This window comes from Pseudomonas urmiensis (assembly GCF_014268815.2).
In the GTDB taxonomy this organism is placed as follows: domain Bacteria; phylum Pseudomonadota; class Gammaproteobacteria; order Pseudomonadales; family Pseudomonadaceae; genus Aquipseudomonas; species Aquipseudomonas urmiensis.
In genome coordinates this window covers 64,259-83,839 of the sequence record NZ_JABWRE020000002.1, presented here as the reverse complement: position 1 = coordinate 83,839, position 19,581 = coordinate 64,259, and the positions used below count along the sequence as shown (strand labels likewise).

Genomic DNA, 19,581 nt, shown 5'->3' with positions numbered 1-19,581 from the left:
TGTAGGGAGAAACCTGCGAAAAGCTAGAGCGATGTCACCCAGTCTTCGACCCCAGGGCGCGCTCCTAGTCGGTAGCTAACGCCGTCAGCAACGACTCGATCTGGCTGAATTCGCGATCCACAGCCGGTAACACCGGCCGCTTGAGCACCAGCACAGGCACGCCCAGCTCGCGCGCCACCTCAAGCTTTGGTTCTGTGGCCACGCTGCCGCTGTTCTTACTGACCAGCACATCGATGCGCCGTCGTGCGAACAGTGCGCGTTCATCGGCAATCTGGAAAGGACCACGGGCGCCGATGACCTCGCAGCGATCATTGCCAGGGCAGGCGTCGAGGGCGCGCAAGGTCCAGAACTGCTGCGCGGGGATTTCGTCCAGATGCTGCAAGGGCTCGCGGCCCAGGGTGAACAGCGGGCGCGCGAAGGGTTCGAGCGCTTGCATCAGCTCAGCCCAGTCGGTCACCTCACGCCAGTCATCACCGGGCTGCGCCTGCCACGCAGGGCGGCGCAAGGCCCAGCACGGGATGCCCGCCGTCTGCGCCGCGCGGGCTGCGTTGTGACTGATCTGGGCGGCGTAGGGATGGGTGGCGTCGATCAGCAGCGTGATGCGCGCCTCTTGCAAATAGGCGGCAAGCCCTTCGGCACCGCCATAGCCGCCGACCCGCACCGTGCAGGCCAGGTCCTGCGGCACACGGCCGATGCCGGCCAGGCTGTAGACGTGCTCGGGGCCCAGGCGCCGGGCGATTGCCAAGGCCTCGGTGACGCCGCCTAGCAGCAAGATGCGTTCGCTCATTGCACACCTGCCTGGCCAACGATACCGCCCTGGCGGTCGATGGCGAAGACTTCGACGTGCACCTGAGCCGGGACCACGCTGCGGGCGAACGCCTGGGCATGGGCGCACACTGCGTCGCCCAGTTCGATCCCTGCTGCATGGGCCAGGGCCAGCGCTTGCTGGCTGGTATTGGCGGCGATGATCGCCTCTTGCAGGGTTTGATCGGCGCCAATCTCCCGCGCCCAGCCGGCCAGTTGCGGCAGGTCGATACTCGAGTGGCGGCTGTGCAGGTCCATGTGCCCGGCGGCGAGCTTGCTGATCTTGCCAAAACCACCGCACAGACTCAGGCGCGCCACCGGCACTTTGCGCAGGTGCTTGAGTACCGCGCCGACGAAGTCGCCCATCTCGATCAGGGCGATCTCCGGCAGGTTGTAGACCCGGCGCATGGTGTCCTCGCTGGCATTGCCGGTGCAGGCAGCGATGTGCGTGTAGCCATTGGTGTGGGCAACATCGATGCCCTGGTGGATCGAGGCGATGTAGGCCGAGCAGGAGAACGGCCGGACGATCCCGCTGGTGCCGAGGATCGACAGGCCGCCGAGAATACCTAGCCGTGGGTTCATGGTTTTCAGCGCCAGTTGATCGCCATCGCGCACATTCACCGTAACCTCGAAACCGCCGCTGTAGGCGCAATCGCTGGCCAGCTGTTGCAGGTGCTCGGTGATCATCCGGCGAGGCACCGGGTTGATCGCCGGTTCCCCAACCGCCAGCACCAGCCCTGGGCGGGTGACAGTGCCGACGCCGATGCCGGCGACAAAGCGGATACCTGGGGCATCGAGCAGGCGCACCTGGCTGTAGAGCAGGGCGCCGTGGGTGACGTCGGGATCGTCGCCGGCATCTTTCAGGGTGCCGGCCTCGGCGCGCTCGCCATCGCGTCGACAGAACTCCAGGCGCATCTGTACTTGCTTGCCCTTGGGCAGGGTGATGGCTACGGCGTCATGGCGTTGCCCGGTCAACAGCAGCCGGGCAGCAGCCAAGCTGGTGGCGGTCGCGCAGCTGCCGGTGGTCAGGCCGCTGCGCAGAGGCGCGGGTTGTTCGCGGGTCTCTTCACGCATCGAAGGGTTTCACCACGTCGAGCAGGGTGATCGGCAAGGCCTGGCGCCAGGTATCGAAGCTGCCCAGGGGTTGCGTCTGGGCGACATGGATGCGGGTCAGCTCGCCGCCATGCTGCTGGCGAAACTGCGCCAAGGCCACTTCGCTTTGCAAGGTCACCGCGTTGGCCACCAGCCGGCCGCCGGGGCGCAGGCGCTCCCAGCACAGCGGCAACACGCCGTCGCGGGTGACGCCGCCGCCGATGAAAATGGCATCGGGTCGTTCCAGCTCGACCAAGGCTTGCGGAGCCTTGCCGCAGATCAGTTGCAGGCCAGGCACGCCGAGCGCGTCGCGGTTGTGTTCGATAAACCCCTGGCGGCCTTCGTCGGCCTCGATCGCCAATGCCCGGCAGCTGGGGTGGGTACGCATCCATTCGATGCCGATCGAGCCACAGCCAGCGCCGACATCCCACAGCAGCTCGCCGGGCTGCGGGGCCAGGCGGGCGAGGGTGATGGCGCGGACATCGCGCTTGGTCAGCTGGCCATCGTGACGAAAGGCGCTGTCGGGCAGTCCGCAGGCTGTCGACAAACGCGGTGCGTCGGGCGTTGCCAGGCACTCGATGGCCACCAGGTTGAGGGCGGCGCTGTGGGCATGCGGCCAGTCTGCAGCGGTGCCGCTGAGCTGACGTTCTTCAGGGCCGCCGAGGTGCTCGAGGACGTGCATCCGGCTTGGGCCAAAGCCGCGTTCGCGTAGCAGTGCGGCGATCTGCGCCGGGCTGTCGCCATCGTTGCTCAGCACCAGCAGGCGCACGCCGCTAAAGAGCTGGGCATTGATTGCGGCCAAGGGGCGGGCGACGATCGACAGAATGTGCACCTCCTGCAATGGCCAGCCGAGGCGGGCTGCGGCCAGGGCGCAGGAGGAGGGCGTACTGAGCACGCGCATGTGCTCGGCAGGAACCTGCCGCGCCAGGCTGGCACCGACGCCGTAGAACATCGGGTCGCCGCTGGCCAGGACGCACACCGGTTCGCCGCTTTGGGCCAGCACGGGCGCCAGTGAGAATGGGCTCGGCCACTGCACGCGTTCGCCGTTCACACAGCGTGGCAGCAAGGCCAACTGGCGTGGGCTGCCGAAGATCCGCGAGGCGCCCAGCAGAGCACGCCGGGCGGGTTTGCCCAGGCCGCTGAAACCGTCTTCACCGATACCTACTACTGTCAGCCACGGGGCCATTAATTTCACTTCCATCATTTTGGGGCCGCTTCGCGGCGGTGCGGCGCTCCGACAAGCCCGCTCCTACAGGATTAGCGCAGCTCTTGCGGCTGGCGCAGTCCCTGTGGGAGCGGGCTTGTCGGAGCGCCGAGCCGCCGCGAAGGGCGCGAAGCGGCCCCTGAATTCCATACGATCTTCGACCGCCGGTTTTTCATGCCGCCGGACAAAGCAGGCATAATACCGCGCCTTCTACACTCAAGCGCACTTTGACGATTGCCGGATGCCCTCTTGAACCCGTCCCTGCCCCCCGCCATTTCGCCCCGCCCCTCGGCCTGCCCGGGGTTGTGGCGTATCGTCGCCGCGCGCGATGGCGGTATCTGCCGGATCAAGCTGCCCGGTGGTGTGCTGCTGGCCGACCAGGCCGATGCCGTCGCTGCGGCGGCAGAGCGATTTGCCGGCGGCGTGATCGAGGCGACCAACCGCGCCAACCTGCAGATTCGCGGCATTGGCGCGCAGCATCGCGAGCTGATCGAGCACCTGCTCGCAGCCGGCCTCGGCCCGCGTGAAGCCGCGGGCGACGATGTGCGCAACGTGATGCTCAGCCCATTGGCCGGTCTCGATCCGCTCATGCTCGTCGATACCCAGCCGCTCGCTGCGCAGATTTTGCAGATGCTCGAAAGCACCCCGCGTTTGCACCAGCTGTCGGCCAAGTTCGCCGTGCAGCTCGATGGCGGCGAAGGCCTGGCGATGCTTGAACACCCGCATGACCTGTGGCTCTCGGCGGTTGAGCTCGATGGCGAGCGTTGGCTGGCATTCGGCCTGGCAGGTTGCCCAAGCCGGGCACTGGGTGCGGTCCCTGTGCAGGCAGGGCTGGCGCTGACCCGTGCGGTGCTGGAGCGCTTCCTCGACTTGGCCAGCCCTGAGCAATCGCGGATGCGCCAGTTGCTCGAAACCTGTCCGGTCGAGCACTTCATCGCCGGACTGGCGCTTGAGATCCGTCGCGACGCCGCGGTGCTTGGCTGGCAGCGTTCAGCGACCCGCACCGGCTGGTTGGGCAGGCTGACCCAACGGCAGGGCCTGGCCCTGGGCATCGCCCCGCCCCTGGGCCGCTTGACCCCCGCCATGCTGCGCGGTGTTGCCCGTATTGCGCGCCAGGCAGGCGACGGTCAACTGCGCCTGAGCCCCTGGCAGAGCGCGGTACTGACCAATATCGACCCCGCGCAGATCGACGCCGCCCAAGCCGAGCTCAACGCCCTCGGCCTGCTTTGCGATGCTGCGCAGCCCTTGGCGCGTCTCACCGCCTGCACCGGCTCCAGCGGCTGCGCCAAAGCCCAGGCCGACACCAAGAACGATGCCCTCACCCTGGCCAGCGGGCTGCCTGCTGGCGCACTGGCCAGTGTGCACCTGTCCGGCTGCAGCCGATCCTGCGCCGCGGCCCATGTCGCCCCGGCCACCCTGCTGGCCCGCGCGCCGGGCCGCTATGACCTTTATCTGCGCGATGCGCGCCTGCCGGGCTTCGGAGCCCTGCGCGCGAGCGACCTTACCTTGAAAGAAGCAGGCGCCATGCTCGACCTGCCCACGGAGCACCTTGATGATTGACTACATCCGCGATGGTCAGGAGATCTATCGCAATTCCTTCCGGATCATCCGTGAGGAAGCCAGGCTCGAGCGGATCCCCGCTGACCTGGAAAAACTTGCTGTACGGGTGATCCATGCCTGCGGCATGGTCGAGGCCATCGACGGCCTGCAATTCTCCGAAGGTGCGGGTACGGCGGGGCGTGCAGCCCTGGCCAAGGGTGCGCCAATCCTGTGCGACGCGCATATGGTTGCCGAAGGCATCACCCGCGCGCGGCTGCCGGCCAACAATCCGGTGATCTGCACCCTGCGTGACCCGAGCGTGCCAGACCTGGCCAAAGCGCAGGGCAACACGCGCTCGGCGGTGGCCCTGGAACTGTGGCGGCCGCACCTGGAAGGCAGCGTGGTGGTGATTGGCAACGCGCCGACCGCACTGTTCTACCTGCTGGAAATGATCGATGCCGGCGCGCCGAAACCAGCACTGATCCTCGGCTTCCCGGTGGGCTTCGTCGGCGCCGCCGAATCCAAGGCCATGCTGGCTGCAGACAGCCGTGGGGTGCCGTTCGTGATCATGCAGGGCCGACTGGGTGGCAGCGCCATGGCGGCGGCGGCGGTCAACGCACTGGCCACGGAGGTCGAATGATGCAGGCGCGTGGACGTCTTCTCGGCCTGGGCGTAGGCCCTGGCGATCCTGAACTGATCACCGTCAAAGCCCTGCGCCTGCTGCGCGAGGCGCCGGTGGTGGCGTATTTCGTCGCCAAGGGCAAGCGCGGCAATGCCTTTGGCATCATCGAGGCGCACCTGCAAGCCGAGCAGACCCTGCTGCCGCTGGTGTACCCGGTAACCACCGAAGTGTTGCCGGCGCCGTTGTCCTACGAGCAGGTGATCAGCGATTTCTATGATGAAGCCGGCCAACAAGTGGCCGCGCATCTGGACGCCGGCCGGGATGTGGCGGTGATCTGCGAGGGTGATCCGTTCTTCTATGGCTCCTACATGTACCTGCATGATCGCCTGGCCCAGCGTTATGAAGCCGAAGTGATCCCTGGAGTGTGTTCGATGCTTGGCGGCGCTTCGGTGCTGGGTGCGCCGCTGGTCTACCGCAACCAGACGCTGACCGTGCTGTCTGGCGTGCTGCCTGCCGAAGAACTCAAGCGCCGCCTGGCCGATGCCGATGCGGCGGTGGTGATGAAACTGGGGCGTAACTTGCCCAAGGTCCGCCAGGTGCTTGGCGAGCTCGGTCTGCAAGGGCGTGCGCTGTACGTTGAACGCGCGACCATGGCCAACCAGAAGATCGTTCCGCTGCAAGAGGTCGACCCGCAGTCTTCGCCATACTTCTCGCTGATCATCGTGCCGGGGGAAAAATGGCAGGGATGAACATGCGCAAGGCCCCCGCAATCGTCATCCTCGGCGCTGGCAGCCTGGCCACCGCGCAGCGGATCCAGCAGCTTTATCCACAGGCCACCCTTCACGGCCTGCGCGGTCGGGTCGAGGCGGTCGACAGCCTGTATGAATCCTTTGGCGAGACGCTGCGTGGCCTGTATCAGCAGGACACGCCGATCATTGCCCTGTGCGCGGCGGGTATCGTGATTCGCACCCTGGCCAGCCTGCTCAGCGAAAAGGACGTCGAGCCGCCCGTGCTGGCCGTGGCCGAAGATGGCAGTGCAGTGGTACCACTGCTCGGCGGCCTGGGCGGGGTCAACCTAATGGCGCGTGAGATCGGCGAGGCGTTGGGCGTAGCGCCTGCCATCACCACCAGTGGTGAGCTGCGCTTTGGCACCTGCCTGCTCAATCCGCCAGAGGGTTATACCCTGGCCGATCTGGAGCAGGGCAAGCGGTTCGTTTCTGATCTGCTGGCCGGCCAGAGCGTGCGTATCGAAGGCGATGCGCCGTGGCTGGCGCAAGCGCAGCTGCCGGCTGATGCCCACGCGCAGCGCACTATCCACGTGGGCTACCAAGCCCGCCCGGACCATCGCGATGAGCTGCTGATCCACTCGCGCTCGGTGCTGGTGGCGGTCAGCGCCACCCAGTCGGACCTCACCACTGAAGTGCGCGCGGCGCTGGCCGAAGCCAACATCGCCGAGCAAGCTTTGGCCTGCTTGCTGGCCAGTGAGCAGGATATGGCTGCCCCCGCGCTGCACCAAGCTGCGCGCGTCCTGGACGTACCGCTGCGTTTCACGGCGCCGGCCGACAGCCTGCAGAGCATGGTTGCGCACGTCGTGCCTGAGGCGCAGACGCTGGCAGTTTCAAACGTGGTAATCGCCGCGACCCCAGCACCCATCGAGGTCGCCAAGGTTGGGCGAGTACGGGGCCGGCTGGCGGTGATTGGCCTCGGCCCAGGCGCGGCCGAGCTGATGGTACCGGCGGTCAAGGCCGAGCTGGCGCGGGCCGAGGATGTGCTGGGTTATGAAACCTATGTGCGCATGGCTGGCCCGTTCCGCGCTGATCAAGTGCTGCACTGCACCGATAACCGCGAAGAAATGCAGCGTGCCCGGCATGCCTTCGAGCTGGCCGCTTCCGGGCGTTCGGTGGTGGTGGTGTCGTCGGGTGATCCGGGCGTGTTCGCCATGGCCGCGGCGGTGCTCGAAGCGCTGCACGAGTCCAGCGATCCGGCCTGGCATCGGGTCGATCTGGAGATCCTCCCTGGCGTCTCGGCATCGCTGGCCACCGCCGCGCAAGCGGGAGCGCCGTTGGGCCACGATTTTTGCGTGATGTCGCTGTCCGACAACCTCAAGCCCTGGTCGATCATCGAGAAGCGTCTGGACCTGGCCGCTCAGGCCGATCTGGTCTTGGCGTTCTACAACCCGATCTCCAAGTCCAGGCCGACCCAACTGGGTGTGGCCCTGGATATCGTCCGTCGCCATCGCCAGGGGCAGACGCCGGTAGTGCTGGGGCGCGACATTGGCCGGCCAGGGCAGACGCTACGGGTGGTGACCCTCGCCGAGCTGCAGCCGGAAATGGTCGACATGCGCACCATGGTGCTGATCGGCTCGTCGCTGACCTGTACCTTCGCGCGTGACGGTGGTGGTCAGTGGGTGTACACACCACGCTGGTATGGCGAAAAACCCTGATAGGGTTCAGGCCACCAGGTAGCCTTTGATCCCGGTGAAAATGATCTGCGCCGCCAGGGCGCAGACGAACAGCCCCATCAGCCGGCTGACGATCTGCAAGCCCTGGTCGCCGAGGATCCGCTCGATGCGGTGGGACAAATAGAGCACCAGGCCGACGGTGAAGCTGGCCAGGGTAATGCTGACGATGGCCAGCAGCTTGTCGTCCCAGTGCGGCTGGCCGACGCCCATCACCAGCAGCGCGCCGATGGTGCCGGGGCCGACGGTCAGGGGGATGGTCAGCGGTACGATGGTCACATCCTGCTGGACGTTATCGGCCTGCACCGCCGGCTTGCCTTGAGCCATGCCCAGCGCCGAGATGAACAGCACGCTGCCAGCGCCGATGCGAAAGGCGTCGGCGGTGATGCCGAACACGCCGAAAATCACCCGCCCGAACAGGTACAGCAGGACGCTGGCGATCAGCACGGCAATGGCCACGCGCCAGGCCAGCTGCTTGCGCTCTTTGCTGGAGTGACCGCGGGTCAGGCTGATGAAGCAGGACAGCACGAAGAACGGGCTGTAGAGCACGAGCATTTTCAGGTAGACGCTGAACAACTCATGGAGCATGGCCGAGGTCCATGGCGGGGGAGGGTGCGAGGAAGTGTATCAGCTGTGAAGGCCTGAGCGCGTTGAGCAGTGCGGGCGCTATCGCGGGGCAAGCCCGCTCCCACGCAGACGCAGGGTGACTACAAGGTCCTCGTGGGAGCGGGCTTGCCCCGCGATAGAGCCCACACGATCTTCAGGAGGTATGCAGTGTGTCGGACTTGGCCTCACGCTGGCCCGCCCAATACTGGATCAGCTCGCGCAACTGCGACAATTCCACCGGCTTGGCCATGTGCCCATCCATCCCGGCCAGGCGCGCGCGTTCCTTGTGCTCGTTGAGAATGTGCGCGGTAAGGGCCACCACCGGCGTGCGCTGGCGCTGATTCTCGGCCTCCCAGGCACGCAACTGCTGGGTCGCGGAGAAACCATCGAGTACCGGCATTTCACAGTCCATCAGCACCAGGTCATAGCGCCGCGCCTTCATCGCGCGCAGGGCTTCTTCGCCATTGCTGGCGGTGTCCGGCTCCAGGTTGAGCTTGCCGAGCATGCCACGGATGACCTTGGTCGAAATGCTGTTGTCCTCGGCCACCAGCACATGGAAATCGACCGGCAGTTCCACCGCTGGCGTAGGTGCGGCGAACACTGCTGGGATCGCCTGTTCGCGACCCCGCTGGGCCAGCTCTTCGGCCAGGGTGGTTTTCAAGGTATAGCCGGCCACCGGCTTGGCCAGGATGCGTTTGACGCCAGCGTTGCGGGCAATCACTTTGCTCGGCGCATTGCTGATACCGGTGAGCATCACCACCAGGATGTCGTGGTTAAGGCTTGGGTCTTCCTTGATCTTCGCCGCCAACTGCATACCGGTCATGCCGGGCATGTTCTGGTCCAACAGCACCGCATCGAAGTAGTCGCGCAAATGCGCCTTGGTGCGCAGCAGGGCAAGCGCTTCCTTGCCCGAGGGCACGGCACTGACATTCATGCCCCAAGCGCTGCACTGCTGCACCAGCACCTTGCGGCAGGTGTCGTTGTCGTCCACCACCAACACCCGCGCATCGCGCAGCGGGCCGTCGAGGTCGGCCGGTGGTTGCTCCAGGCGCGAGGGGTCGAGTGGCAAGGTCAGCCACAGGGTGTTGCCCATGTTACTGCTGCTCTTGATGCCGAACTCGCCCTGCATCAGGCCGATCAGCTGCTTGGCAATCACCAGGCCCAGGTGGCCACCGAGCTTGTTGCTGGAAAGGAACTGGTGGCTGTGCAATTCGGCCTGCAGCAGCGCTTCGCGCTCGGCTTGGGGCATGGCTGTACCGCTATCCTGCACGGCAATGCGCAGGCGTGGCTGGTCGGCACGTTGGTCGAGCGCCACTACCAGCAGAATCTCACCTTGCTCGGTGTTTTTCAGGGCGTTTTCCAGCAGGCTCGACAGGGCCTGGCGCAGCCGCGTCGGGTCGCCGCTGATAACCCGAGGGACTTGCGGCTGGGTAAAGCTGATCAGCTCGATATTCTGTTGTTCGGCCTTGGCCCGGAAGATGTTCAGGCAATCTTCGATCAGTGCATTGAGGTCGAACTGCACATCGTCCAGCTCGATCTGCCGCGACTCCAGCTTGGAGATGTCGAGGATCTCGTTGATCAGCGTCAGCAGCTCGTTGCCGGCGCTGTGGATGGTCTGCACGTAGTCGCGTTGCTTGACCGACAGCGGCGTGCCGAGCAGCAGTTCGGTCATGCCCAGCACACCGTTCATCGGGGTGCGAATCTCGTGGCTGATCTTGGCCAGGAATTCGGCCTTGGCGTTGATCTCGGCATCGCTGGCGGCCAGTGCGCGGCTGGCGCGGAAGCGCTCCTCGCTGATCTTGCGCAGGCGCTCGCTGACCGCCAGGTTGAGCAGCAGGCCACTGGTTACCGTCAAGGCCATGAGGATGCACAGCAACCAGGGCGTCGAGGTTCGGGTCAGGCCCAGCAGGGCCGGCAGCAGCACCAGGCCGCCCAGGTTGAACACCAGCATCGCCAGGGCAAACAGGCGCGCCGGGCCGTAGCCTTTGTACCAGTGATAGCTGCTGACCAGCAGCATGCTCACGCTGCCCACGGCGAGCAGGGCGTAGGTCATCAGGTTCAGCGGCAAGGTGTCGACGAACAGCAGCACCAGGCCGCTGACGGCAGCCACCAGCATCTCGCCTTGCAGTAGCCGGTTAAGCCGCGGCGAGCCACAGGGGCTGAAGAAGTGCTGGGTGAAATACAAGCCGGCCAGGCCCGCCATCACCAGGGTCAAATAGGCGGCTGGGGTCTGGGCGCTATGCCACAGGTGCCACCAGGGCCCGCTGAGGTTGAGCAGGATCAACCCACTGAGCAGCATCAGGCCGTGATACAGCGCCAGGATCAGGGTGGTACTGGAGCGGCTGTAGAAGAAGCGAATCAGGTTGTGCAGGATCAGCATCACCAGCCCGCCGAACAGCAGGCCGAACAACAAGGGGCGGGTCTGGTCGGTCGCGGCCGAGGCGGCGGTCTCCAGGCTGATCGCGGGACGCAGTTGATGTTCCGAGACCAGGCGCAGGTAGATATCCAGCGGCTGGCTGCTATTGGGTAGCGGTAACACGTGATCACTGCCGCGCAGGGTCGGGCTGGCATCGCCGGCCTGTTGCCCATGGTGCAGTTGACGCAGCAGCTTTTCGCCGTCCAGTGCGTAGAGGTCGAGGCGCGATAGGTCTGGGGCGAATACCCGCAGCAGGCGTTCTTGCTCGCCGGGCTCCAGGCGATAGTGCAGCCAGAGTGCTTGATCGGCGGCGGAGGCTTGTAGCTCGTTGAGCTGCAAGGGACTGAATTGGTTGCGGTAGCGGTCCGAGCGCACATCGCTCAATTGCAGGTTGGCCTGTTCGTCGAGCAGCACCGTCCAACCACCGCCTTGATCGGCCGAAGCCGGGAGCAGGCAGAGCAGGGTCAGCAGGCTGACGATAAGGGCAGTGGCAATCCGAAGCCGACGCACGACGAAATCCCTTCTTAGCTAATGTGCCGGATAACAACTATGCGCGGCGCGCCAAGGCGAAGGCAAGGCCCATCGGGGCCTTGTCGACGAGCCGAAGGCCGTGCGCCAGGGGCTTCACGGCCATTCGGTAATGCAATGTTACTGTTGCTCACCGCGCTCGCGGGCAATGGCCCGGTAGCCGATGTCGCTGCGATGGAAACTACCGTCCCAGCTGACTTCCTTGGTCAGGCGATAGGCTTGCTGTTGCGCAGCCTCGACAGTCTGGCCCAAGGCAGTGGCGCACAACACGCGGCCGCCGTTGGTCACGACTTGGCCATCCTTCAGCGCGGTGCCAGCGTGGAACACTTTGCCTTCCAGCTTGGCGGCAGCGTCCAGGCCGCTGATCACAGCGCCTTTAGCGTAGTCGCCCGGGTAGCCACCGGCAGCCAGTACCACGCCCAGGCTCGGGCGCGGATCCCATTGTGCTTCGACCTTGTCCAGGGCCTTGGCGAACGCTGCTTCGATCAGCAGCACCAGGCTCGACTCCAGGCGCAGCATGACTGGCTGGGTTTCTGGGTCGCCGAAGCGGCAGTTGAACTCGATGACCTTGGGGTTGCCCGCCTTGTCGATCATCAGGCCGGCGTAGAGGAAGCCGGTGTAGACATTGCCTTCTTCGGCCATGCCGCGCACGGTCGGCCAGATCACCTGGTCCATGACCCGCTGGTGCACATCGGCAGTGACCACTGGCGCCGGGGAGTAGGCACCCATGCCGCCGGTGTTCGGGCCGCTGTCGGCATCGCCAACGCGCTTGTGGTCCTGGCTGGTGGCCATTGGCAGCACGTTGTGGCCGTCGACCATGACGATGAAGCTGGCTTCTTCGCCATCGAGGAATTCTTCGATGACGACGCGCGAACCGGCTTCACCGAAGGCATTGCCGGCGAGCATGTCGCGTACAGCGTCTTCGGCTTCCTGCAGGGTCATGGCGACGATCACGCCTTTACCGGCGGCCAGGCCGTCGGCCTTGATCACGATCGGTGCGCCTTTTTCCTTCAGGTAAGCCAGGGCTGGCTCGATCTCGGTGAAGTTCTGGTAGTCGGCGGTGGGGATCTTGTGGCGCGCCAGGAAGTCCTTGGTGAAGGCCTTCGAGCCTTCCAGCTGGGCGGCGCCGGCGGTTGGGCCGAAGCAATCCAGGTTGCGGCTGCGGAACAGGTCGACGACACCGGCGACCAGCGGCGCTTCCGGGCCGACGATGGTCAGTTGGACATTCTTTTCGGCGAAGTCGGCCAGTTGCTCCAGGGCAGTGACCTGGATGTCGACGTTCTCGCACTTGGCTTCGGTGGCGGTGCCAGCGTTGCCGGGAGCGACGAAGACTTTCTCAACGCGTGGGTCCTGGGCGACTTTCCAGGCCAGGGCGTGCTCACGGCCGCCGTTGCCGATGATCAAAACTTTCATGTCAAAACCTCGAATTCTGTAAGCGCTGTGATCTCTAGGGGCGGGAACGTGGGAGCGGGCTTGCCCCGCGATCGCTATCGCGGGGCAAGCCCGCTCCCACGTTCTACACACACACTGGTGATCAGTGGCGGAAGTGGCGCATGCCGGTAAACACCATCGCGATGCCAGCTTCGTCGGCAGCGGCGATGACTTCAGCATCACGCATCGAACCCCCTGGCTGGATAACCGCGGTGATACCGACTTTAGCTGCATTGTCGATGCCATCACGGAACGGGAAGAACGCGTCCGAGGCCATGACCGCACCCTGCACCTGCAGGCCAGCATGCTCGGCCTTGATTGCAGCGATACGGGCCGAGTTGACGCGGCTCATCTGGCCGGCGCCGACGCCGATGGTCTGGCGCTGCTTGGCGTAGACGATGGCGTTGGATTTGACGAACTTGGCCACTTTCCAGGCGAAGATCAGGTCGTGGATTTCTTGCTCGCTCGGCGCGCGCTGGGTGACGATCTTCAGGTCGTCAGCGCCAATCATGCCGATATCGCGGCTCTGTACCAGCAGGCCGCCGTTGACGCGCTTGAAGTCCCAACCGGCAGCACGCTCGGCTGGCCACTCGCCGCACTCGAGCAGACGCACGTTCTGCTTGGCCGCGACCACGTCACGGGCAGCTTGGGAGATTTTCGGCGCGATGATCACTTCGACGAACTGACGCTCGACGATGGCTTTGGCGGTCTCGCCATCGAGCTCGCGGTTGAAGGCGATGATGCCGCCGAAAGCCGACTCGGTGTCGGTGGCGTAGGCCAGCTCGTAGGCCTGGCGGATGCCGCCTTCGTTTTCCGGGACCACGGCAACGCCGCACGGGTTGGCGTGCTTGACGATCACACAGGCCGGCTTGACGAAGCTCTTCACGCATTCCAGCGCGGCATCGGTGTCGGCGACGTTGTTGAACGACAGCTCTTTGCCCTGCAACTGAACGGCAGTCGAGATGCTCGCCTCGCCCTTGTTCGCTTCAACGTAGAACGCCGCGCTCTGGTGCGGGTTCTCGCCGTAGCGCATTTCCTGGGCTTTGACGAACTGGCTGTTGAAGGTGCGCGGGAAGGCGCTGCGCTCTTGCGTCGACAGGGTGTCTTTGGCCTGGTCGATGGTGCCCATGTAGTTGGCGATCATGCCGTCGTAGGCGGCAGTGTGCTCGAATGCCTTGAGCATCAGGTCGAAGCGCTGGGCGTAGGTCAGGCCACCGGCCTTGAGGCTTTCGAGTACTTGGCTGTAGTCGCTGGCGTTGACCACGATGGCCACGTCTTTGTGGTTCTTGGCCGCCGAGCGGACCATGGTCGGGCCGCCGATGTCGATGTTCTCGATCGCGGTCGGCAGGTCGCAGCCTGGCTTGGCGATGGTGGCTTCGAACGGGTACAGGTTGACCGCAACCAGGTCGATCGGCTTGATGCCGTGCTCGTTCATGATGGCGTCGTCAGTGCCGCGACGGCCGAGGATGCCGCCGTGAATTTTCGGGTGCAGGGTCTTGACCCGGCCGTCCATCATTTCGGCGAAGCCGGTGTAGTCGGCCACTTCCACCGCGTCGACGCCGTTGTCCTTGAGCAGCTTGTAGGTGCCACCGGTGGACAGGATCTCGACACCGAGCTGTTGCAGCTCACGAGCGAATTCGAGGATACCGGTCTTGTCGGAGACGCTGATCAGGGCGCGGCGGATCGGCAGGCGGGTAGTCTGGTCGGTCATTTCGGATTCCATAACGCGGTGGAGTCAGCAAAAAAGGCGCCTCCTTCGGGAGCCGCCTTTTCTGATTGGGATTCTGGCTTTACAACAAGTCGTACTGCTTGAGCTTCTTGCGCAGGGTGCCTCGGTTGAGTCCGAGCATCTCGCTGGCCTTGGTCTGGTTACCCTTGACGTAGTTCATCACACTTTCGAGCAGCGGCGCCTCGACCTCCGAGAGCACCAGGTTGTACACGTCCGTGACGGAAGCGCCTTCGAGGTGGGCGAAGTAGTTATGCAGCGCCTTCTCGACGCTGTCGCGAAGGGTCTGGCCCTCTTCGCTTGGCGTATTGAGGTGCTGTTTGAGGTTGGCGTTGTCGCTCACGGGCGTTGTTCCACTCACTAAAGTCTCGGTCATCATCGTCATGCGGCCACCCCTTGTTCGTCCTTTGTTTCAAGGCTCTGTCGACATTCGCGAAAGAACTCGCGAACGTTGGCGCACTGCGCTTGTGTCTCATCCAAAGCGTTGAACCGGGAGCGAAACTCCTTGCCGCCGGGTCGTGTTGCCAGGTACCAGCCAACGTGCTTGCGGGCGATACGTACGCCCATCACATCGCCATAGAAGGCATGCAACGCGGCCAGGTGCTCCAGCAGAATGCGTTCCACCTCGTCCAGCTCGGGAGCTGGCAGGTGTTGGCCGGTCCGCAGGTAATGCTCGATCTCGCGGAAGATCCACGGCCGCCCTTGGGCGGCACGGCCGATCAGCAGGCCGTCGGCACCGGTGGCGTCGAGCACCAGTCGGGCCTTTTCTGGCGAGGTTACATCGCCGTTGGCAAACACCGGGATCGACACCGCCTGCTTGATCGCAGCGATGGTGTCGTACTCGGCTTCGCCGGTGTACAGGTCGGCGCGTGTGCGGCCATGCACCGCAAGCGCCTGGATGCCAGCCTGCTCGGCGATCTTCGCCACGTTCAGGCCGTTCTTGTTCGCCCGGTCCCAGCCGGTACGAATCTTCAGCGTCACCGGGACCTCTACTGCGCCGACCACGGCATGGAGGATCTCGCTGACCAAGGCTTCATCTCTCAATAAAGCAGAGCCTGCGGCCTTGTTGCAGACTTTTTTTGCCGGGCAGCCCATGTTGATATCGATGATCTGGGCGCCCGCCTCGACATTGGCCAGGGCCGCCGCTGCCATCATCTGCGCATCACCGCCGGCGATCTGTACCGAGCGTGGCTCGGGATCGCCTTCATGGATGCGGCGCAGACGCGACTTGCGGCTGTCCCACAGGCTCATGTCGCTGCTGACCATTTCCGAGACCACCATGCCTGCGCCGAGGCGTTGGCAAAGTGTGCGGAAAGGTTGGTCCGTAACCCCGGCCATGGGCGCAAGGATCAGGTTGTTTCGCAGTGTATAAGGGCCGATGCGTACCGCCGACATAGGTGTTCCCTGTTGTGGGGCCGAATCATTGGAGTTCGAAAAAGGGTTGGCATAATACCCGCTCTCGATGACCGGATAAAGATGAATCTGGATAAAATCTGAACAGCTGCGGCCTTATGCCCCTGGGTTTGGGACAGCCCTCCGGCGCCGGTAAACCGGCGACCGGGTAGGGTGGTTATTCCGGAGAGCGGAAGCTGAGGCTGTAGTTCACCGCCTTCGGGCCTGGGTCGAGGATATCCAGGGCGATGTGGATGGGCGTCTGGCTGGGCATTTCGCCACGACCGGCCAATTCGCCGGAGAGGTATTCGCTGGGTTTGAAGCGACGGCTGGCAATCAATTGACCGTTGAGGTCGGCGAAGCGCAGCTCCAGCAGCGGGAAGGGCTGGGAGAATGGCGCGCGGTTGTAAATGATTGCATCGACGATCAGGGCACCTTTGAAGTCCGGGTGGCTGCGTACTACCAGGTTACTGCTCTTGATCCGGGCGATATCGACCCGAGTGGGCACTTGGCAGCCGACCAGCGGACACAGCTGCTGGAACCACGGGCGGTACTGATCCTGACGGGCCATCTCGTCGAAATGGAACCAGACATACTGGAACGCCAGCAGCCCGGCAGCGAGCAAGGTCAGGGTGCCCCACAGCAGGCGCTTGGCCCAATTGGCCTTGGGCTTTTGCCAGTCCAGTTGCAACGGGTCGTCGACCACATCGATCAACGGCTCCTTGCGCCGCGTTGCGCGGGCACTGAGGCCGGGTTCGATGCGTTCGTTGCGTTCGTTGCGAGCTGGGTCGAGGTCGTCGTCGGCATGGGCCGAGAGGTGCTCGCTGCGCATTTCTTCGTCGAGCGCGGATATGCCTTTTTCCGTCAGCTCGTCGTCATCGCGCGCGGCCAGCCGGTCGTGCAGATGGAGTTCAGGCTCAGGCTCGTCCAGGGCAATGGTCGGTTGCTGACGAGCCGGTTCGTCGTCGGCTTCCAGGTCCAGGCTCAGGGTTGGCTCGGTGCGTTCGCCGGGGGCCGGTTCCAGGTCCAGTGGTTGTGCCTCGATCAACGGCGGCTGTGGCTCGAGCAGCGCCGGGAGCTCTTGCGCGGGCTCGTCGGTGGCATTGCCGAACGGCTGGTCGTGGTGTTCGTCCAGGCTGTGATCGTCACGCCGGGCTTGCAGCGCATCGTTGCGGGCTTCGGCCTGGCCTTCTACCGGCTGGTCACGGCGCTCCAGATGAGCCAGCGCCTGGTCCAGGTCGAGGTCATCAAGGGCTTGCGAGGTGGCCGCCCAGTTGTCGGCGGTTGGCGCGTCGACAGGCGCCGGTGCTGGCGCGTCGACAGCTTCTGGCGTCGGCGCGACGGCCGTCGCCGGAGCGGGCTGGGCAGTGCCGGCACGGTTCTGCTCAAGCAACTGCTTGGCGGCGTTGAACACCTGTAGGCACTGGCCGCAACGAACCACCCCACGGGCCACGCTCAACTGATGATGAGTGACGCGAAAGCTGGTCTGGCAATGCGGGCACTGGGTGACGAAACTGTCGGTCATGCGGCAATCCGGGGGTTGTGCAAGGAATTATTCTAGGCCGACTGAACGACGGCGACCACTGATGCGCACCCAACCGTCGCGTTCAGCGATCGGATCCAGGTCGAAGTCCTTGGTGTAGGCTGCGGCGACTTCCTCACCTTGTTCGGCGAGGATCCCCGACAACGCCAGCAGGCCACCGGGGCGAACCAGCCCGGACAATTGCGGGGCCAGCGACACCAATGGGCCTGCGAGAATATTGGCGACCAGCACGTCGGCCTGCATGGCCGGCATGTGTTCCGGCAGGTACAGCGGGAAGCGCTCTGCGCCTATGCCATTGCGCCCGGCGTTGTCGCGCGAAGCTTCCAGCGCCTGTACGTCGATGTCGGTGCCGACCGCTTCGCGGGCGCCGAGCAGCAGCGCGGCGATGGCCAGAATGCCCGAGCCGCAACCGAAGTCCAGCACCTGGCTGTCCTGGAGCTGTTGGCCATCGAGCCATTCCAGGCACAGTGCGGTGGTCGGGTGGGTGCCGGTGCCGAAAGCCAGGCCCGGATCGAGCAGCAGGTTCACTGCATCTTTTTCCGGCGCTTCATGCCAGCTCGGCACGATCCACAGGCGACGGCCGAAGCGCATCGGCTGGAAGTTGTCCATCCAGCTGCGTTCCCAGTCCTGGTCCTCGATCACCTCGGCGTGGTGCTCGGGCAGTTCGGCGTTGGTCAGCAGGCGCAGGTGGGCGAATACCTGCTCAGGCTCGGCATCGGCTTCGAACAAGGCCAAAAGGTGGGTGTGCGACCACAGCGGGGTGGTGTTGAGGTCCGGCTCGAAGATCGGCTGGTCCTCGGCGTCCATGAAAGTCACCGAGACAGCACCCACTTCCAGCAGGGCATCTTCGTAGGTTTCGGCTTGTTCTGGGCTGATGGCCAGGCGTACTTGCAGCCAGGGCATGGCGGGTACCTTTGATGAATCGAGTTGGGGGCAGCACTGGGCTGCGCGAAGGGGTGCAGTTTACTTGAGTGCGTGGGGTTTGTGCGATTTGCTGCTAGTGGCAGAGTGGATGATGGCGCACTAGGCAGATGGCGTTTTTGCTCTGGCGCGTTGAATCAACAGCGCACGGGCTACAGCGCGGGGCAGGGCTCACACCACCTGCTCGAGCCAATCATTGAGGTTGGAGTAATGACTTATCCGGGCAATCTTGCCGCAGTGGATATAGAAGAACGCCCCGGCCGATAGCACATAGGTCTGCCCTTTGGCCGGGGGCAACCCAGGGGCATCGGCAAGATACGCCCCATGCACGGTAAATTCGGCCGCTGCGCGAGTGCCTTCGGTATTTTCCATGACCACCAGATCGGCCAAGCGCTCGCTATAGCAGCGGTTGAAGTTGTCCAAGAATGCGGCAAACGCTCGCTTGCCCATCTGCCGCTCGCCTTGGTTGATGTCATGGATCACATCTTCGCTGAGCAGGGCGAGCAAGGCTGGCAGGTCCTTGGCGTTGAGGGCGCGGTAGTAGGCGTTGACCAGTTCAGTAGCGGTCATGGCAATGTTCCTGTCGTGTTCGGGAAAGGAGGGGGCATGCAAGCGATGATAGGGTCTTGACTCAGGCCCGGCTTAGCCGAGTACGTCATCCACATCGACAAAACGACCGCCCCGCATGGAAATCCGCCTGCTGCACGGCGCCGCGATTGCGCCTTACATCGATGACCTCGCTCGCCTGCGCCTGACGGTGTTTCGCGAATTTCCCTACCTCTATGATGGCACCCTGGAGTCTGAGGCCGACTACCTGGCCAATTACGCCCGCTCTGGGCGTAGTCTGGTGGTCCTGGTCCTGGACGATAGCAAGCTGGTTGGTGCCTCGCTTGGCCTGCCGCTGGTCGATGGATCGAGCCAGTTGCAGCAGCCGTTCCTGGCGCAGGGGCGCGATCCGGCAAGCGTTTATTACTTTGCTGAGTCGGTGTTGCTACCCGCCTATCGAGGCAGGGGCCTGGGGGTGCGCTTTTTCATCGAACGCGAGTCTTATGCGCACAAGCTGGCTGAATTCGACTATTGCGCGTTCTGCACGGTGGAGCGCCCGAATGGTCATCCACTAAGGCCGACGGACTACAAGCCACTGCACGGGTTCTGGCGCAACCGGGGGTTTCTTGACGAGCCATCCTTGCGCAGCTCACACGCCTGGCGCGATCTGGATGAGCAGGAGGAATCGGCCAAGATCATGTCGTTCTGGCTCAAGCCGCTGCCGCTCTGAGCGCCAGACGGCCCGGCAGCTGC

At 64.4% G+C, this 19,581-nt stretch carries 17 protein-coding genes; 5 read left to right on the top strand and 12 right to left on the bottom strand.

Going from position 1 to position 19,581, the window contains the following annotated elements:
• Window positions 1-64 precede the first annotated feature (64 nt).
• From HU737_RS25525 to cbiE, 3 genes are read right to left on the bottom strand one after another with little or no spacing between them, the layout of a single operon-like run.
• Window positions 65-787: a cobalt-precorrin-6A reductase gene (locus HU737_RS25525; protein ID WP_186555550.1), complete on the bottom strand. Its 723-nt coding sequence runs from the start codon at window positions 785-787 to the stop codon at window positions 65-67.
• Window positions 784-1,878, bottom strand: coding sequence for a cobalt-precorrin-5B (C(1))-methyltransferase (locus HU737_RS25520; protein ID WP_186555549.1), 1,095 nt, complete (start codon window positions 1,876-1,878; stop codon window positions 784-786). The genes HU737_RS25525 and HU737_RS25520 overlap by 4 nt, the downstream gene beginning before the upstream one ends.
• Entirely contained in the window at window positions 1,871-3,082 is a 1,212-nt protein-coding gene (cbiE, locus tag HU737_RS25515) for a precorrin-6y C5,15-methyltransferase (decarboxylating) subunit CbiE (protein WP_186555548.1), read from the bottom strand. The genes HU737_RS25520 and cbiE overlap by 8 nt, the downstream gene beginning before the upstream one ends.
• Window positions 3,083-3,334: 252 nt before the next feature.
• On the opposite strand from cbiE, the gene cobG reads away from it, so the two are divergent.
• From cobG to cobJ, 4 genes are read left to right on the top strand one after another with little or no spacing between them, the layout of a single operon-like run.
• Window positions 3,335-4,660 (top strand): precorrin-3B synthase, encoded by a 1,326-nt coding sequence (gene cobG / locus HU737_RS25510; RefSeq protein ID WP_437182260.1) that lies wholly within the window; start codon window positions 3,335-3,337, stop codon window positions 4,658-4,660.
• Window positions 4,653-5,279: a precorrin-8X methylmutase gene (locus HU737_RS25505; protein ID WP_186555546.1), complete on the top strand. Its 627-nt coding sequence runs from the start codon at window positions 4,653-4,655 to the stop codon at window positions 5,277-5,279. The genes cobG and HU737_RS25505 overlap by 8 nt, the downstream gene beginning before the upstream one ends.
• Complete coding sequence (locus HU737_RS25500; RefSeq protein WP_186555545.1) at window positions 5,276-6,010, top strand: precorrin-2 C(20)-methyltransferase; 735 nt, start codon at window positions 5,276-5,278, stop codon at window positions 6,008-6,010. Before HU737_RS25505 ends, HU737_RS25500 begins: the two co-directional genes overlap by 4 nt.
• Window positions 5,998-7,704 carry a precorrin-3B C(17)-methyltransferase gene (gene cobJ, locus HU737_RS25495; RefSeq protein WP_186555544.1) on the top strand — a complete coding sequence of 569 codons (1,707 nt, stop codon included), beginning with the start codon at window positions 5,998-6,000 and terminating at the stop codon, window positions 7,702-7,704. The genes HU737_RS25500 and cobJ overlap by 13 nt, the downstream gene beginning before the upstream one ends.
• A gap of 6 nt (window positions 7,705-7,710) precedes the next feature.
• On the opposite strand, the gene HU737_RS25490 is transcribed toward cobJ, so the two are convergent.
• From HU737_RS25490 to HU737_RS25450, 9 genes are all read right to left on the bottom strand, one after another.
• On the bottom strand, window positions 7,711-8,307 hold the full coding sequence (locus HU737_RS25490) for a MarC family protein (RefSeq protein ID WP_186555543.1): 597 nt from the start codon (window positions 8,305-8,307) through the stop codon (window positions 7,711-7,713).
• 172 nt (window positions 8,308-8,479) lie between these two features.
• Window positions 8,480-11,251, bottom strand: a complete 2,772-nt coding sequence (locus HU737_RS25485) for a hybrid sensor histidine kinase/response regulator (protein WP_186555542.1) — start codon at window positions 11,249-11,251, stop codon at window positions 8,480-8,482.
• 138 nt (window positions 11,252-11,389) lie between these two features.
• On the bottom strand, window positions 11,390-12,682 hold the full coding sequence (gene purD / locus HU737_RS25480) for a phosphoribosylamine--glycine ligase (protein ID WP_186555541.1): 1,293 nt from the start codon (window positions 12,680-12,682) through the stop codon (window positions 11,390-11,392).
• A 121-nt stretch (window positions 12,683-12,803) separates the two neighbouring features.
• Window positions 12,804-14,411 (bottom strand): bifunctional phosphoribosylaminoimidazolecarboxamide formyltransferase/IMP cyclohydrolase, encoded by a 1,608-nt coding sequence (gene purH / locus HU737_RS25475; RefSeq protein WP_186555540.1) that lies wholly within the window; start codon window positions 14,409-14,411, stop codon window positions 12,804-12,806.
• A gap of 79 nt (window positions 14,412-14,490) precedes the next feature.
• Window positions 14,491-14,811 carry a DNA-binding transcriptional regulator Fis gene (gene fis, locus HU737_RS25470; RefSeq protein ID WP_101316071.1) on the bottom strand — a complete coding sequence of 107 codons (321 nt, stop codon included), beginning with the start codon at window positions 14,809-14,811 and terminating at the stop codon, window positions 14,491-14,493.
• A complete protein-coding gene (dusB, locus tag HU737_RS25465; protein WP_186555539.1) occupies window positions 14,808-15,821 on the bottom strand; it encodes a tRNA dihydrouridine synthase DusB in 1,014 nt (337 codons plus the stop codon). The genes fis and dusB overlap by 4 nt, the downstream gene beginning before the upstream one ends.
• A 175-nt stretch (window positions 15,822-15,996) precedes the next feature.
• Window positions 15,997-17,343 (bottom strand): DUF3426 domain-containing protein, encoded by a 1,347-nt coding sequence (locus HU737_RS25460; RefSeq protein ID WP_186555538.1) that lies wholly within the window; start codon window positions 17,341-17,343, stop codon window positions 15,997-15,999.
• A 27-nt stretch (window positions 17,344-17,370) separates the two neighbouring features.
• Window positions 17,371-18,264, bottom strand: a complete 894-nt coding sequence (gene prmA / locus HU737_RS25455) for a 50S ribosomal protein L11 methyltransferase (protein ID WP_186555537.1) — start codon at window positions 18,262-18,264, stop codon at window positions 17,371-17,373.
• Window positions 18,265-18,453: 189 nt separating this feature from the next.
• The gene (locus HU737_RS25450) at window positions 18,454-18,852 is read right to left on the bottom strand and encodes a ketosteroid isomerase-related protein (protein ID WP_186555536.1); all 399 of its coding nucleotides are present in this window, start codon (window positions 18,850-18,852) and stop codon (window positions 18,454-18,456) included.
• A gap of 115 nt (window positions 18,853-18,967) precedes the next feature.
• On the opposite strand from HU737_RS25450, the gene HU737_RS25445 reads away from it, so the two are divergent.
• Window positions 18,968-19,558 (top strand): GNAT family N-acetyltransferase, encoded by a 591-nt coding sequence (locus HU737_RS25445; protein ID WP_186555535.1) that lies wholly within the window; start codon window positions 18,968-18,970, stop codon window positions 19,556-19,558.
• The last annotated feature ends 23 nt before the right edge of the window (window positions 19,559-19,581 follow it).

What these genes read in the sequence shown, in the direction of transcription:
- HU737_RS25500 (WP_186555545.1), top strand. Translation starts at nt 5,276, where the DNA reads ATGATGCAGGCGCGTGGACGTCTTCTCGGCCTGGGCGTAGGCCCTGGC.
- HU737_RS25490 (WP_186555543.1), bottom strand. Translation starts at nt 8,307, where the DNA reads ATGCTCCATGAGTTGTTCAGCGTCTACCTGAAAATGCTCGTGCTCTAC.
- cobJ (WP_186555544.1), top strand. Translation starts at nt 5,998, where the DNA reads ATGGCAGGGATGAACATGCGCAAGGCCCCCGCAATCGTCATCCTCGGC.
- HU737_RS25505 (WP_186555546.1), top strand. Translation starts at nt 4,653, where the DNA reads ATGATTGACTACATCCGCGATGGTCAGGAGATCTATCGCAATTCCTTC.
- HU737_RS25460 (WP_186555538.1), bottom strand. Translation starts at nt 17,343, where the DNA reads ATGACCGACAGTTTCGTCACCCAGTGCCCGCATTGCCAGACCAGCTTT.
- HU737_RS25525 (WP_186555550.1), bottom strand. Translation starts at nt 787, where the DNA reads ATGAGCGAACGCATCTTGCTGCTAGGCGGCGTCACCGAGGCCTTGGCA.
- HU737_RS25520 (WP_186555549.1), bottom strand. Translation starts at nt 1,878, where the DNA reads ATGCGTGAAGAGACCCGCGAACAACCCGCGCCTCTGCGCAGCGGCCTG.
- purH (WP_186555540.1), bottom strand. Translation starts at nt 14,411, where the DNA reads ATGACCGACCAGACTACCCGCCTGCCGATCCGCCGCGCCCTGATCAGC.
- HU737_RS25450 (WP_186555536.1), bottom strand. Translation starts at nt 18,852, where the DNA reads ATGACCGCTACTGAACTGGTCAACGCCTACTACCGCGCCCTCAACGCC.
- prmA (WP_186555537.1), bottom strand. Translation starts at nt 18,264, where the DNA reads ATGCCCTGGCTGCAAGTACGCCTGGCCATCAGCCCAGAACAAGCCGAA.
- purD (WP_186555541.1), bottom strand. Translation starts at nt 12,682, where the DNA reads ATGAAAGTTTTGATCATCGGCAACGGCGGCCGTGAGCACGCCCTGGCC.
- fis (WP_101316071.1), bottom strand. Translation starts at nt 14,811, where the DNA reads ATGACGATGATGACCGAGACTTTAGTGAGTGGAACAACGCCCGTGAGC.
- HU737_RS25445 (WP_186555535.1), top strand. Translation starts at nt 18,968, where the DNA reads ATGGAAATCCGCCTGCTGCACGGCGCCGCGATTGCGCCTTACATCGAT.
- cbiE (WP_186555548.1), bottom strand. Translation starts at nt 3,082, where the DNA reads ATGGCCCCGTGGCTGACAGTAGTAGGTATCGGTGAAGACGGTTTCAGC.
- dusB (WP_186555539.1), bottom strand. Translation starts at nt 15,821, where the DNA reads ATGTCGGCGGTACGCATCGGCCCTTATACACTGCGAAACAACCTGATC.